Origin of the sequence: Acinetobacter sp. YH01005 (genome assembly GCF_013420465.1) — a bacterium.
Lineage (GTDB): Bacteria > Pseudomonadota > Gammaproteobacteria > Pseudomonadales > Moraxellaceae > Acinetobacter > Acinetobacter amyesii.
The window spans coordinates 88544-105554 of the sequence record NZ_VOYA01000008.1; the positions used below are offsets into that span (position 1 = coordinate 88544).

Consider the following 17011-nt stretch of genomic DNA (forward strand, 5'->3'; position numbering starts at 1 on the left):
TTCTTCTGTTCAAGGTTATATTGGCATGATTCCGTGTTGTATCCCACAAAAATTGTTGGACAAACTGACTAGGCTCAACTATTTATAGCGGCCTACCTTAGCGTTGTAAAGTAGGCCGTTAAGGATTAATTCGGTTTAAAATCTTTGGAAAAGACCACAATTTTGGTCGTAGACATATAAAGAACGTCATTGTGCTGATTAAGCGCTTGCGTAACATAGGTCACAATGCCGCGGTCTGTCTTACTTTTCGACGGAGTAATTGCAGATATTTCAACTTCTACACGAATTTTATCTCCCGGACGTGTTGGGCATGGCCAACGCAGACTTGACTCAGAGCCAATTAAGCCATAAGCCACAGGGAAACATTCAGTCCATAAGCGCATCGTTACAGCAGCGGTATGCCAACCACTTGCCGCTAATCCTTGAAAGATCGGGTGCTGTTGGGCTTTGACTTCATCTGTATGAAATTCCTGAGGATCATAAGCGTTGGCAAATTGCTTGATTTCTTCAACAGTCATTTCATATTCACGACTGCTAAAGTGATCACCAACTTTAAGGTCTTCCAGATACAGCATTTTCATCTTCCTTTGATTCTACTTTATGTTGTTCTATTAAAAATCCACCGGTTTGACGCTGCCACAAGTGTGCATAAATACCATTCAAAGCAACAAGCTCTTCGTGGGTGCCTTGCTCAGCAGTACGTCCTTGATCCAAGACAATCAAGCGATCCATTTGCGCAATGGTTGAAAGTCGATGCGCAATGGCAATCACAGTTTTGCCTTGCATCAAATCATCTAAACTCGATTGAATCGCGGCTTCGACTTCTGAATCGAGCGCACTTGTGGCTTCATCTAAAATTAAAATCGGTGCGTCTTTTAAAAATACCCGAGCAATCGCAATACGTTGACGCTGACCACCTGATAATTTTACGCCACGTTCACCGACAAATGCGTCATAACCACGTTGACCACGTAAGTCGATCAATTGAGGAATGAATTCGTCAGCTTTCGCTTTACGCACTGCATCATACATTTCTTCATCTGTTGCATTCGGGCGACCATATTTAATATTTTCTTCGACCGTACGATGCAATAACGAGGTGTCTTGAGTCACCAAAGCAATATTTTTTCTTAAGCTATCTTGGGTAATATCTTCTATATTTTGGCCATCAATCGAAATACGACCATGGTTGATATCATAAAAGTGGAGTAAAAGTTGAATTAATGTTGATTTTCCGGCACCCGAACGCCCGACAATACCAATTTTTTCACCTGGTCGAATAGTTAAATTAAATTGATCGATGACATTTTTATCATTATAAGCAAAACTGACGTCCTCAAATTTAATTTCGCCTTGCGGTACTTTTAAGTCGGTTGCATCAGCTTTGTCTTGAATCTGAATTGGGCGACCCATGGTTTTCATCCCATCTTGAATGGTCCCGACATTTTCAAATAGGGCAGACGTTTGCCACATCATAAACTCGGAAATACTACTGAGTTTTAAAATCATAGCGGTCGCTGCTGCAATGACCCCAAGCTCAGCTTGACCATCCATCCAAAGCCAAACGGCTGTTCCAAGTACGCCACCATATAAAACAATGATCAGCAAATTCGTCGCGATGTTGTATTTTGCTGCAAGACGCATTTGCTTATACACCGTCACCATAAATTCTTTCATTGAGGCTTTGGCATATTGGCTTTCGCGGCCCGCATGGGCAAACAATTTCACCGTTTGAATATTAGTGTAAGCATCGGTGACACGACCAGTCATTACTGCGCGTGCATTGGCTTGTTCATTTGAAATTTTGCTCAATTTTGGGATGAAATAGCATGCAGAACCAATAAATAAAGCCAGCCAAAGTAATAACGGAACAATCAACAGTGGCGATATAGCACCTAAAATGACGGTGATCGAAATCAGGTAAATGAAGACATAGGCCAACATATCCCCAAGAATAATCCAAAACTCACGTACAGCCAGTGAAGTTTGCATGACTTTGGCAGATAAACGACCAGCAAAGTCGTTGTGGAAGAAATCTAAACTTTGTTTCAGTAATAAGTTATGAAATCTCCAACGTAGACGCATTGGAAAGGTGCTATATAAAATCTGATGTTTAATAATGGTTTGAAGGCAAGAAAAGAAGATATTTGCCAATAAAATAAAGCTTAAAATGGTCAGATTGGTCTGGTGCTGCTGTAAAAAGGTTTCAGGTTGAGACTTACTGATCCAATTGACTAATTCACCAATTTTGGCATAAAGCAGTGCTTCAAAACTCGCTACACCAGCTGTACAGAGTACCAATATCAATAGGTATTTTTTTACACCCGTTGCAGCTTGCCATACAAAGGGGAAAAATTTTGTCGGCAATGGTTTATTCAAGTCCTGTTCAGGATAAGCGTCAACTAAATTTTCAAACCATTTAAGCATGCAGATAACCTGAGAATTTTACTGTAATTAATCTTTCTTTCTTCAGCTCTGAGTGTAATGGATTCGCTGGTTTTTCTCCATTTTGATTTGTTTATTTACTTAAAAACTTGGCTGCAAAAATTCATAAAATTAAAATGCACAACCCGATTACGACCTTGGCGTTTTGCTTCATATAAAGCAATATCTGCTTGTTTAATTAACTGATCAAGTTTGGCGTGGTCAGGGTCAATTTTGGAAACACCAATGGAGATCGAAAATTTCACCAATTGACCATCCATATGAAACTGATGTTGCTCCATTTTATGTCTTAACCGTTCAGCAATTTTTAATGCATCTTCTGGGACGGTAAAAGGCAAAAGTACAATAAATTCTTCACCCCCGAAACGCGCCAACATATCGTAAAACCGCATTTCTTTACGCGCAATTTCAGCAATTTGGCATAGCACTTGGTCGCCGACATCATGTCCGTATTGATCATTAATCGCTTTAAAATGATCGACATCAAAAATCAAAAGACTGGTACAGACCGTCATTGGGGTTTCTTGGATTTTTTTATTGGCAGCATGTACAAATTGGCGACGATTGCTTAACTGGGTTAATTCATCCGTATGGGCAATTTTGCGCAGGGTATGAAAGTTCCAGTCATCTAGCAGCGCTCTTAGAAACGTTTTACGAGAGTTGAGCGTAGAGTTCCAGCAGATATACATACTGAACAGCAGCACAGGAACGTACACCAATAAAAATATTGTAAAATCACCAAAATCATTAATGCGCCATGCGCCAAAAAGGATCGCTGCCGTGATCATGGCTGAGGTCATAATCGAAGGGCGAAAATGCACATGAATACTTAAATTACCCAATACGATCAAAATAATGGCGGCATATTGATAGCTATGAACCAGTTCATTTTTCGACTGAAGTAATATCTCAAACCAGAGGATTGCAGAAAGGCAAGTCGCTAGTGGTAATATTAAATCGAGCAATTTAATCTGTTTGATATATTTAAACAGAACATAGTTCAGGCTAAATGCACCAATAATAGCAATGATACGAATCACACCTGACAGTACTTCTATGTCAGGCAGAACATAGCGATCTGCCCAAAAATAGATTAAAAATGCCAATTGAGCGAAATAGTTGACCTGCTTTAAATAGTCTTTCTGGTTGTAGTACAAAAATTTGTAATAAGCATTTTTAAACTGTGCCGGGATACGTGCAATCGGGTCGGATAAAGCACGCTCAATACGGACACGATTCTCTAAGTCACATGCTTCTGCCTGTATGAGCGTATGTTTGGCAGAAGTGCGATTCATCGATTCTATGAGTAATTGTGATTCGTTTTTAACTGATTTCCGAGAAGGTTGATTGGGGCCTTCCATGATCAAGTTCCTATTTTAGAAGCGTTTTTATGCAACTGTTAACAAATAGTATCTAAAAATGTCTACATTTGTATAGTATTTGTTCTGGTTTTTTTAATTATTTTAGCTGTTTCAGATGAATTATATGTTTAAGGAAATATTGCTCTGGGCATTTATCTGGTTCGCTCTCATTCCTTGCAACGCATGATCAATAATCATTTGTGATAGTTGAGTAGGTTTTAAACGAAAGTCCCATATATATTCAACAGCCATTGTGACTTTTTTAATTTACAGAATTTCTACTTCGAATATACATGGGAAGACGAACGTTTAGGCCTTAGATTTTATCGGCATTTGGTTGGATGAGGGCTTTAAAATCGGCACTAGAAGGGGCTTGATAGATTTTAAGTCCAAACTCAGGTGTGATTGCGATCAGATGGTCAAAGATATCCGATTGAATCGCTTCATAATCTTTCCATGCAATAGTTTTACTAAAAGCATAAATCTCTAAAGGAATGCCTTCACTCGTGGGTTGTAACTGACGCACCAAAATCGTTTGGTGTTGGGCAATGCCTGAATGCTGTTGTAAATAAAATTCTACATAGGCACGAAAGGTCCCAAGATTGGTTAAACGGCGCTGATTATATTGCGACTGATTGGAAAGTTGCTGATTAAACTGAGCAAGCTCTTCATGCTTATGATCAAGATATTGATCTAATAATAAAAATTCTTTGAGTTTATTTTGCTCATCCTGAGTCATGAAATGAATAGAGCTTTGATCGATATAAAGTGAGCGTTTGATGCGGCGTACACCGGACTGTGCCATACCACGCCAGTTTTTAAAGGTGTCTGTCACCAGTTTATTGGTTGGAATCGTGGTAAAGGTCTTATCAAAGTTCTGTACAGTAATGGTATGTAATGACATATCAATGACATCGCCATCCGCATTGAGCGAGGGCATTTCAATCCAGTCACCAATTCGCACCATGTCATAAGAAGAAATTTGTACCGAAGCCACCAGTGACAAAATGGTATTTTGGAAGACCAACATCAGTACAGCCGCCATAGCACCGAAGCCTGCGAGTAATGTAAATACATCTTTTTTCAGAAAAGTACCTAAGATCATTAGGCCACAAACCAAAAAGATGATCAATTTGACCAACTGCAAATAGCCTTTAATTGGTTTGTTTCTAGATTTTGGATTACGTTGATAAATCAGATTAAAAATATTTAGTAATTCAGAAATGGCTAAAGCAATGGTCAGGAAGATAAAGGCCTGACAAGCCATTTGAACGATTGAGATAAACTTCACAGATAAATGTGGGACTGTGGTTATGCCATTTAAGATTACAATTGCTGGAACAATGTTGGCAAAGCGTTTAATCACACTATGTTCTGACAAAATTTGACTGTGGCTAAAGGCCATTTTAGACACGAGCTTACGAATACCACGTACCACAATTTGCTTGGCGATAAAATTTGCAATGATGGCAAAAATAATAATGAAACTGAGCGATGTCAGCATTTCTAACCAAGGGTATTGATCTGACCAATCTTGAATATTTTTAATGAACTGAAATTTTTCCAAAATTATCCTACTCTTATTGAAGTAAATGAAAGGGTTAATGATCAAACTATTGTAATTGTGGTGATTATATAAGCAATTTTATACTCGTAAAATTTACGGAGTTACGACATGTATAGTCCATAATGTTACTTATTGGGTGCTAAGGAATGATTTTTTGAAGGTATAACCGATATTTATGGACTGAAAAAGATTAATGTTGATAAAAAAAAGCCCCCGAATCGGGAGCTTCATTGGCGATTTGAAGTGCTTACCACATTAAATCATCAGGAATTACATAAGCTGCATACGGATCTTCTTCATCCGTGGTTTGTTCATTCACTTCAGAATTATTCACAATAATAAAGCCTTCCATTTTCGCATTAATACGGTCGGCTAATTCTTTTGGTAAAAAAGCATAGTTGCTATTTTCCCGTGCAATAACAAGACTGCCAGCAACCAAGGCATTATAAATTTGCTGATTGATATAAAGCTTTTTGATCTTGGCATCATCGATAAATTGATAGGTCGATTCGCCATCGGTATCACGAATTTTATGCTGATTAATCATTTGCATGATGGCAGCTTTTAATTCTTTTTCTTGCAACACTGCTTTACGATCTTGCTCTAAAGCATGATCTTTTGCGATTTTTTGCTGCTGATCTTGCTCAATTTTCGCCTTGATTTCAGCATCTTTACTTTCACCGGTACGTTTTTCATGTACGGCTTGTTTAGACAATTTTTTTGCCTTTTTATTATCGACCAGACCTGCTTTAAGCAGTTGCGCCTGTAATGCATTTTTAACCATAGTACGTTCCAACTAATCGTGTATATGTCGATAATGAAAATAGATGATCCAATATACTGCGCTCATAACTACACTGAGTGCGGCAGGAATTAGGAATGCGTTTAATTTTAAATAAGGATAAAGCCAACTGGCAAGTATGCCACCAACGATAAATCCAACCAAAATTAATACATGTAAAACCACACGTTTAGACTCAACAGGCAATCCGCGAGCTTTATAGCCCAAAGCTAAACCTAAGTCCGTCAAAACACCAGAGAGATGTGTGGTACGAATAATGGTGCCTTTATAGTGGCTGACCATTGCATTTTGTACACCCATCGCCACGCATGCCCAAAGCAAAGCGTAACGTGGAAAATAGGGCAATATCATCCAACACAGGACAATAAAAAAAGCCACTAAGCTTAATGGGACGCCATAACGTCGCGTTAAGCTAAAGTGACTATTTCCTAGAATTAGCCCACTATAAAATGAGCCAATCACATAACAGAGCAACACTAAAATCAAATAAATAATTGTAGCCGGCTGCCATGCAATTAAAGCCATGGCTAACATACTGACATTACCCGTCATGTGAGATACCGACTGGTGCAAGATCGTCACCAGGCCGAGTACATTAATCATTCCTGCATTCACTGCGAGAAAAAAAGCACCCAGTTGTATCCAAAGCGGTAAAGTCTGAAAAGGCATGGCCTCGCCTTAAAAAGTATCAAATATCAGGATATTATCTTAAACCACGGTCGACTGCAGCTGTAAATAATACGTCAGTCGAAGAGTTTAAAGCTGTTTCAGTTGAATCTTGAAGTACGCTAATAACCATACCAATGGCAACAACTTGCATCGCGATATCACTTGAAATACCAAACAGGCCACAAGCCACTGGAATAAGCAGCAATGAACCACCAGCAACACCTGAAGCACCACATGCAGAAACGGTAGCAACGACTGATAAAATCAACATTGTGCTGAAATCAACAGAAATGCCCAAAGTATGAACTGCTGCTAGTGTGAGGACTGTAATTGTGACCGATGCACCTGCCATATTGACAGTTGCACCTAAAGGAATCGCTACGCTTGCAGTTGACTCTGGTACACCAAGACGCTTTGCAAGGTCTAAGTTAACTGGAATGTTTGCAGCGGAACTACGTGTAAAGAATGCAGTGATACCACTTTCACGTAGACATTGGAAAACCAATGGGAACGGGTTTGAGCGAGTAATAAATGCCACCATTAGTGGGTTAATGACCAAAGCTACAAAGAACATGGTACCGAGTAATACCGCAAGTAAGTGCGCATAACTAACAAGCGTTTTTAGACCTGAGTCGGCAAATGTAACAGCAACCAAACCGAAGATACCAATAGGTGCAAAGTTAATCACTAAACGGATCACTTTATTCACTGCATCAGCAGCGTCAGATAAAAAGACTTTGGTGTTCTCTGATGCATGACGAAATGCAATACCTAAGGTAACAGCCCAAGCCAAAATACCAATGAAATTTGCTTCAGAAATTGCTGTAACAGGGTTTGCGACAAAACTTAATAATAAGTTTTTCAATATTTCAGCAAGACTGCCTGGCGGCACAAGGTTTTCTGCAGCAACATCAAGAATTAATGTACTAGGGAATAAAAGGCTTGCTACTACTGAACTTAAAGCAGCAAGGAACATACCAATAGCGTACATCAACATAATCGGTTTAATGTAAGAATTACTGCTACCCACTTTGAAATTTGCAATGGATGACAGTACAAGTACAAAGACCAGTATCGGTGCTACGGATTTCAATGCCTTAATGAATAAATCACCAAGCAAACTTAAATAGGGTGCAACGCCCGGAGCCACAACAGCAACCAATACACCTAAAATAATGGCGATAATAATTCGGGTTACTAAACTCAAGCGTGTAAATGCTGAAAACATAGGAGAGCCTTGTCAGAATTACAATGACAAAATGATGAAAATTAGTGCTGTATTTTATACGAAAATATAGAATGCTTATAAAATAATTTTATTTAAAAATAAATCTTTGTTTTTTATAATCTATTTTTGTGTATTAAAATGTAAGCCTTTCAAAACTCACTGTTTATCAAATTTGGTTTGATTAAACAGTGAGCGAATACACCTTTAAATTTGGTATTCAGAACTGGCTGTAGCAAGCTCTGTCATGGCTTGATAATGGGTGAGAAAAATTTGACCACTCAAATGAGTGAGTAATTTTGAGTGCTGCAATTTATCCATGACAGGACCTTTGACTTCAGAAAAATGCAGTCGAATATCTAATTTTGATAATTCAGCATTTAACTCTTCCAACATTTCTAAGGCACTTAAGTCAATTGAACTGACGCTTGAGCAATTGATAACAACATGCTCTAGGTCAATATTTTGACTGACTTCATTGATCAGGAAACCTTTAAGCGTATTGGCATTTAAAAACGAGATATTTTCATCTATACGGAGCGAGAGTATATGTGGTGCGGTATAGACATGATGACGCTGTACATTGCGGAAGTGCTGTGTGCCTTCGACTAAACCGATCACCGCAATGTGTGGACGACTGATGCGCCATAACAACAGAATAAAAGTAGAAATGATGCCAATAATGAGACCTGTAGAAATATCGATACACACCACACCGAAAAAGGTCACCCACATCGCAATACCATCAGCTTTTGAATAACGCCATGTATCCACAAAAGGTTTAAAGTCGACTAATTTCCAAATAGAAACAATAATCGTGGCCGCCAAGATCACTAAGGGTAAGTCTTGGAAAAACCCAGTGAAGTAGAGACTGACAACGATAATCAGCAATGACGACAACACGCCAGCCATCGGTGTTTTCGCACCTGCATCTGCATTAACCACTGTACGCGATAAGCTACCTGTCACAGGAAAGGCGGAGCTAACCCCAGCGCTTAGATTGGCTAAACCTAGAGCGATCAACTCTTGGTTACTATTAAGTTGGCTTCGTTGTTGTAAGGCAGTAGCTTGGGCGATAGACAGTGACTCAACAAAACTAATCATTGCAATCATTGTTGCACCGGGCAGTAAGGTTTGTACCAGTTCCCAGTTCCAATGTGGAAAGCTTAAGGGTGGAAAACCTGAAGGAATTTCACCGACGGTTTTAATACCGACATTTTGCAGGTCAAATAACATGACCGATGCAATCGAGATCACCACTAGTATCAATGGAAGTGCTTTACTTAGAAAGGCTGTAGAGCCGAATCTAGATTGAATTGATTGAGTCGCCAATATTTTCGGCACATAGATTAAAAACAGTATGGCCAGCACACCAAAAATGAGTGAAGCGAAGTGAGTCAAACTCAGGTATTCCCAAAGACTCAAAACAAACTCAGGGATGTTATTAGCTTTTAGCGGGACATCGACGAGAAACTTAAACTGACCGAGCGCAATGAGCAGAGCCGAGGCAATAATGAAGCTTTTAATGACAGGATGACTGATCAGCTGAATTAAAAAACCAAAACGTAGTACACCTAGCAGCAGAGAAATCAGCCCGACCATTAAGGCCAAAAGTGTAGCGGCTTCAATATAAACAGGCGAACCAACTTCAAATAGCGGATTGAGCGTGGCGAAGGTCATCATCGAAATGATTGCCACAGGGCCAATCGATAAGGTTGAACTTCCTCCAATGAGGGCGTACACAATCATTGGTAAAATACTGGCATATAAACCCATGATTGGAGGTAAACCGGCCAGCATAGAATACGCCATACCTTGAGGAACCAACATGGCAATCACGATCAGCGAAGCAAGTACATCAGATTTAAATTTCACATTGCTGTAGTGCTGTAACCACTGCCAAGCAGGAAATTTCTGTAAGAAATGAGGTTTTAAATCTGACATAAACTTATCTAAATCACAATTTCATATATATTATGCATAAAAAATGCTAAGAAGTCTTGTGCAATAAATTTTGACCGTACAATATTGGAGTAAATTTAAGGGGATATTTAAGAAGCCATCATTTTAAATGAATTAATGAAAAGGATAAGCTGTTTTAAAGCTTAGGATATTCGAAATAATTATTGATATTTAAAAGAAGTCTGGAGGGTAAATTAAGGTATTGAATTGCTGTCCATTGCGATAATTCATCTATAGTGGTGCAAGAACAGCATGTCTGGCTTGAAATTTTAAAATAACTGAGTGTTATTTATAAGATTGGTTGCAATACAATTGGTAAAGAGTATTGAGAACTTGAACTAAATTTGCATCTTTAATTGAATAATAAATTTGCTTTCCATCACGACGCGTGGTCACAACATCACTTTTGCGTAACATCATCAGTTGTTGTGAGAGGGTTGGCTGTTTAATATCAGTGATTTCTTCAATCTGAGACACATTCAATTCTTGCTGTGCTAGATGACATAAAATTAGTAGACGATCCGTATTTGCCAGCGACTTTAAAACGCCCACGACTAATTCGGCAGAATCACGCATAGTAGTGATTTCCAGATCGGTATTCATTGGATATGTCCATACGATTAACAACAGCTCAAGTATACGGATATCACGGCTTAATACATTGAATAAATAAGACAATTTCTATGGTTTTTTATGAAATCAAATATCATTAATTTTTATAAGTTTAAATTTAGTTAATCAGTTAAATTTATTGCTTGATTTTAGTACAAGCTTTCACAAAATGCACATAAATATAAGACATTAGCTTAAAAAATCATGCACACTTTGAAAATAATTGTATCATCTAAAGATCGTATTCAATAAATACACAAGGGATAAATAGTCATGACAACAGATTCAGCTTTTCCAGCAACGAGTAATTTAGGTATCGCAGTATATAGTAATAACGCTGAAGCGATTGGTAATACACCTTTAGTTCGTATTAATCGTGCGATTCAGTCAGAAGCAACGGTCTTGGCTAAAGTTGAAAGCCGTAACCCAGCATTTTCAGTGAAATGTCGTGTAGGTGCAGCTCTCATTGCAGATGCAGAAGAAAAAGGTTTATTAAAACCGGGTATGCATATTGTAGAACCAACGAGTGGTAATACTGGGATTGCTTTGGCATTTGTTGCAGCAGCGAAAGGTTATGCAATTACATTAACCATGCCAGCAAGTATGAGTATCGAACGCCGTAAGGTGTTGAAATCTTTTGGTGCAAATCTCGTATTGACTGAACCTGCTAAAGGCATGAAAGGTGCAGTCGAAGAAGCACAGCGCCTCGTTGCCGAACATCCTGAAACGTATTATTTACCACAACAGTTTGAAAACCCTGCAAACCCTAAAATTCATGAATTGACCACAGGCCCAGAAATTTGGGAAGCAACCGGTGGTAAAGTGGATATTTTAGTTTCAGGTGTAGGTACAGGCGGTACGATTTCAGGCATTTCAAGCTATTTTGAAAAAGTGAAAAATCAGCCACTTTATTCTGTTGCGGTTGAACCGGCTGAATCTCCGATTATTGCCCAAGCGAAAAAAGGCGAAACACTGACTCCTGGGCCACACAAAATTCAAGGGATTGGCGCTAACTTTATTCCGGGTAACTTAGATCTAGACCTTGTTGATGAAGTGATCGGTATTGAAAGTGCTGAAGCGATCGAATGGGCACGTAAAACGGCTACTCATGACGGTATTTTAGTGGGTATCTCTAGTGGTGCTGCTATGGCTGCGGCGGCAAAACTTGCTGCACGTCCTGAGAATGCAGGCAAAACCATTGTGGTCATTTTACCGGATGGTGGTGAACGTTACCTTTCTTCAGTTTTATTTGAAGATATTAGTGCTGACTAATAATTCTGACATGAAAAAAAGCCCGTTCAATTGAATGGGCTTTTTTATTGATGATTTTGTTATTTATAAGTGTCTTAAGCTGCGTATTGATCATCGTTTTTGGCATTTTGTTGTTTAATTTTTCGTTTAGGCGGTTCATGTCCTAACTTTCGAGCGATGTATTTAAACAGGAAGCCTAAGAGTATGCATATCGTGACAGCAGGGATAACCACTTGAGTGAGCCAAACATCAATATGATCCAGACTCCAACTTAAAATTAAAAAAGCACACAAATATGCGCAGTTAAAGCAAATGTTCGACAGTTTGTACATGCGAAAGAGAGTAATTCGTTTGGCGGTCACGAATCTCTATCTTACTGAATAATGAGGAAATGTGTAGTTTTAATATCAGAAAAATAAACTAATTGAATAATCATTATTCAATATTATTGATTATATTTTTAAATCTTCGCAATTTTATACCTTAAAGAAAAGCCTTGCTGTGAGTCAGAAAAACTTGACCTTCCCATTGTGGTAAAGTTTAAGCTATAGCCTAAAACAAGCACATATGATTGGGATGTTGCCATGACAGATTCGACAGAACGCAAACTTTTTGATGGCACACTTGCTATTGAAGGGATGATGTGTGCTTCTTGTGTGGCACGGGTGGAAAAAGCCTTAAAAAAAGTCGATGGCATCACTGATGCTCAAGTGAATTTAGCCACTGAAACAGCACATGTTCAGAGTGATAAAAATGTGGATTATTCTGCTGTAATTCAGGCCGTTGAAAAGGCAGGTTTTGGCGTTGCACAAAAGCAGCTTGAACTTGAAATTGAAGGGATGACTTGCGCATCGTGTGTTGCACGTGTTGAAAAAGCCTTAAAGATAGTTCCAGAAGTCATCGATGCAAAAGTGAATTTGGCAACTGAAAAAGCCACGATTACGGCATTGGCATCTGTTGAAAATTCTGCATTGGCGAAGTCTGTAGAAAAAGCAGGTTTTCATATTGCACAGCCCAATATTGAATTAAATATTGATGGAATGACCTGTGCTTCATGTGTGGCACGGGTTGAAAAAGCCTTAAACGCTGTAGACGGTGTTAATAAAGCAACGGTAAATTTAGCCAGTGAAAAAGCCTTTGTTCAGGCTCCCGCTTCAAAAACACAAGAATTGATCGCGGCAGTTAAAAAAGCGGGATACAGTGCTAGCATTGCTACGCAGCAACAACCGACAATGGCAGAAAAAAAAGCCGACGAAGCTCGGTTACTCAAACGTGATTTAATCATCGCATTGGTACTCGCTGTTCCTGTTTTTATCTTGGAGATGGGATCACACATGATTCCAGCTTTTCATCATTTTATTGCGCATAATTTAGGGACACAAAATAGTTGGTATATTCAGTTTATATTAACTACTTTGGTGTTAATCCTACCCGGAAGACGCTTTTATCAGCACGGCATACCAGCACTTGCGCGACTTGCCCCGGATATGAATTCTTTGGTCGCAGTCGGGACTTTATCTGCTTATAGTTTTTCTTGCGTTGCCACGTTTGCTCCGCAATTATTACCACAAGGTACCGTTCATGTGTACTTTGAAGCAGCTGCAGTGATTGTGGCGTTGATTCTTTTGGGTCGTTTTATGGAGGCGAAAGCCAAAGGTAAAACCTCGCAAGCTATTCAATACTTAGTCGGCATGCAACCCAAAACAGCACGTGTAGAGCAATCTGGTACCTTTATAGATTTGCCGATTAGTGATGTTGAAACAGGTATGTTGATTGAAATACGGCCTGGTGAACGTTGCCCAGTCGATGGTGCTGTAGTGTCTGGGAACAGTTATATTGATGAATCCATGATCAGTGGCGAGCCAATTCCTGTCGAGAAAAAAGCCGGTGATCAAGTTGTCGGTGGAACGATTAACCAAAATGGGGCCTTGAAAATACAAGCCACTGCGGTAGGTCAAGATTCTGTTTTGGCACAAATTATCCATATGGTCGAACAAGCTCAGGGTTCAAAATTACCGATTCAAGCTTTGGTGGATAAAGTCACGTTATGGTTTGTACCGGTGGTAATGGCGTTGGCGTTGATCACCTTTTTAGTTTGGTATGTTGTAGGACCTGAACCGAGTTTAACCTATGCATTAGTCAATGCTGTAGCAGTACTGATCATCGCATGTCCATGTGCAATGGGTTTGGCAACGCCAACGTCTATTATGGTCGGTACAGGGCGAGGTGCAGAGCTTGGAGTATTGTTCCGTAAAGGTGAAGCCTTACAACAACTCAAAATTACTCAAGTGGTTGCAGTCGATAAAACAGGGACATTGACGGAAGGTAAACCGAAACTGACAGATTTTGAAGTCACTGAAGCTTTTGATAAAGATCGCGTATTTCAGTTATTGGTCTCTGTAGAGCAGAAATCTGAGCATCCGATTGCATATGCCATTGTTCAAGCTGCAAAAGAGATGCAAGTGCAACTTTCAGAGGTTGAGCATTTTGATTCCGTGACTGGTGCTGGGATTCAGGCCGTTGTTGAAGGACAAAGCATTTTTATCGGTGCAGATCATTTGATGCATAAACTTGGTTTAGAAACACAAATCTTTTCATCACTGGCGGAACGCATGGGCAATGAAGGGAAAACCCCGCTCTATGTATCGATCGATCAACAGCTTGCTGCCATTGTGGCTGTAGCCGACCCGATCAAAGCCACAACCTTCGCAGCCATTCAAGCTTTGCATGATTTAGGACTGAAAGTGGCCATGATTACAGGCGACAACCGACACACTGCCACTGCGATAGCACGACAGTTGAAAATTGATCATGTGATTGCTGAAGTAATGCCAGATCAAAAAGTGCAATCTGTACAACAATTGCAAAAAGAACATGGTGTTGTATGTTTTGTGGGCGATGGCATTAATGATGCGCCTGCACTTGCGCAAGCAGATGTCGGCATGGCTATTGGTACAGGGACAGATGTGGCGATAGAGGCCGCGGACGTTGTGCTTATGTCGGGTAATTTACAAATGGTACCGACAGCAATCGCACTGAGTACTGCGACGATGAATAATATTCGCCAAAACCTATTTTGGGCATTTATTTACAATGCAGCATTGATTCCTGTCGCTGCAGGTGTGTTATATCCATTCTTTGGCATATTGCTTTCACCTATGTTCGCCGCAGGTGCAATGGCACTTTCATCGGTGTTTGTTGTGTCAAATGCCTTACGTTTAAAAGCATTTAAAGGGCCAGTTTTTCAGGAGTCTTGAGATGAATATTGGACAAGCAGCGAAAGCATCGGGCATTTCTGCAAAAATGATCCGCTATTATGAATCGATTGGGCTGTTAAATAATGCGCAGCGCACCGATACAGGCTATCGAATTTACTCGGAAGCCGATATTAAAACCTTGAGTTTCTTAAGACATGCGCGTGATTTAGGTTTTTCTTCTGAACAAATGAAAGATTTACTTGGGCTTTGGAAAAATCAAAGTCGGCAAAGTGTAGAAGTTAAAGCATTGGCGTTAAAACATATCCAGACCTTAAATCAAAAAATCGCAGACTTACAGGCCATGGTTGAGATCTTGCAACAATCTGTAGATGGCTGTGCCGGTAATGATCAAGCCGATTGTACGATTTTAAATCAAATCGAAACGGGCATGGCTGAGTGCTGCCATACAGCAAAGATTTAAACCCGCTTGACCTTACAATCGTGGCAAGGTTTATAGTGTTGTTATTAGAAAAGAAGGATGAATATCATGAAATTTCGTATTGATAATATGACATGCGGTGGTTGCGCACGTAGCGTGACAGCAACGATTAAAGACTTAGATGAAAATGCAACGGTCACTATTGATGTAGCCGCAAAATTAGTTGACGTTAAATCTAGTGCTAGTGCAGAGCAATTGATTAGCGCTTTAACCGAAGATGGTTTCCCACCTGTGATTGCATAACTTAGATATTGTCTAATGTATAAAAAAAGCCGAACAATTGTTCGGCTTTTTTTATTTATAAATCAATTTTATACGGCTGAAATTTTATCTGGCGTCATCAGCGCCTGATTAATATATAGCTTGATTAAACGTTCACGTGAACCAATTGATTTTTGATAATGCGTTGAATTGAGGAGTAGGGACGCACCATAAGTGACAGTCCAAATATAGGATAAATAATCACGAATCGACATTGCGCTTTCAAGTGATTTTAAATAATCACTGGTCATGTCCTTAATTTCAATAATACGTTCTTCCCGAACACGATAGAGCTCTTCAAATAACTCTTTTAATTTACGTTCATTATTGGTTAAGCGTTCTTCAATGACATGTAATAATATAGTTCTATTAGAATTCAACATATTATAAAGCATATATTGTGAAACATAAGTTTTAATATCGTGATTATATTTTTTTGAAATTTCTAATAATCGTTTTTCATTCAAAATAATAAGTTCTAAATATAATTGGTTTTTACTTTTAAAATGTTTATAAATCGTGCCTTTGGCAATATCTAGTTCACAAGCTAACTCACTTAAGGTGATGTCTTGATTATTATCTAATAGCAGGGTTTCTGCCATGGCTAAAATTTTTTCCTTGCGAAGGATAAAATTTTGTTGGCGTACTGAACTCATGATACCTGTTCCATAAACAGCTTGAGGGTGAACAAGCCTAGCTTAAGCTAAATCTTGTGAATCTTACATTCCACTATGGTCTCAAATATTACATAAATTGGTTTAAAAATAAACACATTAGTAGAGTGCGTAAAGCATATAGAATTCATAGCATAAAATTAATGTCAATAAAACTGAACCCTTGAGGTCATTTTTTTGAAATAAAATTCCATTTTTATTTTTTTTAATTTATTGTCTTTTCGCTTTTACAACAAAAGCAGCATTTAACAAAACGGTCTTGGTTGTTATGTTATTAATACAACCTAAATTAAACATGATTATAGGTGCTATTATGTTTGGTTTTAATCAATTACCAATTATAAATTTAGTCAATTCAATAAATTTATTTAATTGTAATAAAATAATGCTGCTCAAAATATCAGGTGGTTATTTTCCACTTGTCGGTAAAAACACATTATCTATATCCATTTTAGATATCTATCTGAAAAAACAGATCTTTAAAAA

At 38.8% G+C, this 17011-nt stretch carries 14 protein-coding genes and 1 pseudogene; 5 read left to right on the forward strand and 10 right to left on the reverse strand.

Translation table 11 applies throughout. The features are described 5' to 3' along the window. Positions 1-125: 125 nt before the first annotated feature. The 9 genes from FTT72_RS07630 to FTT72_RS07670 all read right to left on the reverse strand — a co-directional run bounded on the left by FTT72_RS07630 (position 126) and on the right by FTT72_RS07670 (position 10634). Positions 126-575, reverse strand: a complete 450-nt coding sequence (locus tag FTT72_RS07630) for a MaoC family dehydratase (RefSeq protein WP_180054813.1) — start codon at positions 573-575, stop codon at positions 126-128. Beyond that, positions 553-2427, reverse strand: coding sequence for an ABC transporter ATP-binding protein (locus FTT72_RS07635; protein WP_180178140.1), 1875 nt, complete (start codon positions 2425-2427; stop codon positions 553-555). The genes FTT72_RS07630 and FTT72_RS07635 overlap by 23 nt, the downstream gene beginning before the upstream one ends. Before the next feature lie 95 nt (positions 2428-2522). Next, on the reverse strand, positions 2523-3806 hold the full coding sequence (locus tag FTT72_RS07640) for a GGDEF domain-containing protein (RefSeq protein WP_257233412.1): 1284 nt from the start codon (positions 3804-3806) through the stop codon (positions 2523-2525). A 316-nt stretch (positions 3807-4122) separates the two neighbouring features. Then, a complete protein-coding gene (locus FTT72_RS07645) occupies positions 4123-5373 on the reverse strand; it encodes a mechanosensitive ion channel family protein (RefSeq protein ID WP_180011725.1) in 1251 nt (416 codons plus the stop codon). A 247-nt stretch (positions 5374-5620) separates the two neighbouring features. Next, positions 5621-6157 carry a DUF2058 domain-containing protein gene (locus FTT72_RS07650; RefSeq protein ID WP_180011723.1) on the reverse strand — a complete coding sequence of 179 codons (537 nt, stop codon included), beginning with the start codon at positions 6155-6157 and terminating at the stop codon, positions 5621-5623. 12 nt (positions 6158-6169) lie between these two features. Next, a complete protein-coding gene (locus FTT72_RS07655) occupies positions 6170-6844 on the reverse strand; it encodes a YoaK family protein (protein WP_168377528.1) in 675 nt (224 codons plus the stop codon). Positions 6845-6878: 34 nt separating this feature from the next. Next, positions 6879-8072, reverse strand: a complete 1194-nt coding sequence (gene sstT / locus FTT72_RS07660; RefSeq protein ID WP_180178141.1) for a serine/threonine transporter SstT — start codon at positions 8070-8072, stop codon at positions 6879-6881. A gap of 204 nt (positions 8073-8276) precedes the next feature. Next, a complete protein-coding gene (locus FTT72_RS07665) occupies positions 8277-10013 on the reverse strand; it encodes a SulP family inorganic anion transporter (RefSeq protein ID WP_180178142.1) in 1737 nt (578 codons plus the stop codon). A 303-nt stretch (positions 10014-10316) separates the two neighbouring features. Beyond that, entirely contained in the window at positions 10317-10634 is a 318-nt protein-coding gene (locus FTT72_RS07670; protein WP_078193801.1) for a helix-turn-helix transcriptional regulator, read from the reverse strand. A gap of 282 nt (positions 10635-10916) precedes the next feature. On the opposite strand from FTT72_RS07670, the gene cysK reads away from it, so the two are divergent. From cysK to FTT72_RS07690, 5 genes and pseudogenes are all read left to right on the forward strand, one after another. Next, a complete protein-coding gene (gene cysK / locus FTT72_RS07675; RefSeq protein ID WP_111884368.1) occupies positions 10917-11915 on the forward strand; it encodes a cysteine synthase A in 999 nt (332 codons plus the stop codon). A 563-nt stretch (positions 11916-12478) separates the two neighbouring features. Beyond that, positions 12479-12688, forward strand: a pseudogene (locus FTT72_RS16395) (heavy metal-associated domain-containing protein); the annotation flags it as partial. Further along, positions 12668-15151, forward strand: coding sequence for a copper-translocating P-type ATPase (locus tag FTT72_RS07680; protein ID WP_373686905.1), 2484 nt, complete (start codon positions 12668-12670; stop codon positions 15149-15151). The pseudogene FTT72_RS16395 and the gene FTT72_RS07680, both read left to right, overlap by 21 nt. A 1-nt stretch (position 15152) precedes the next feature. Beyond that, positions 15153-15572, forward strand: coding sequence for a Cu(I)-responsive transcriptional regulator (gene cueR, locus FTT72_RS07685; protein ID WP_180178144.1), 420 nt, complete (start codon positions 15153-15155; stop codon positions 15570-15572). A 66-nt stretch (positions 15573-15638) separates the two neighbouring features. Beyond that, positions 15639-15833, forward strand: a complete 195-nt coding sequence (locus FTT72_RS07690) for a heavy-metal-associated domain-containing protein (protein ID WP_180178145.1) — start codon at positions 15639-15641, stop codon at positions 15831-15833. 68 nt (positions 15834-15901) lie between these two features. Here FTT72_RS07690 and FTT72_RS07695 read toward each other — a convergent pair whose 3' ends face one another. Then, on the reverse strand, positions 15902-16507 hold the full coding sequence (locus tag FTT72_RS07695) for a TetR/AcrR family transcriptional regulator (protein WP_078190941.1): 606 nt from the start codon (positions 16505-16507) through the stop codon (positions 15902-15904). Positions 16508-17011 lie beyond the last annotated feature (504 nt).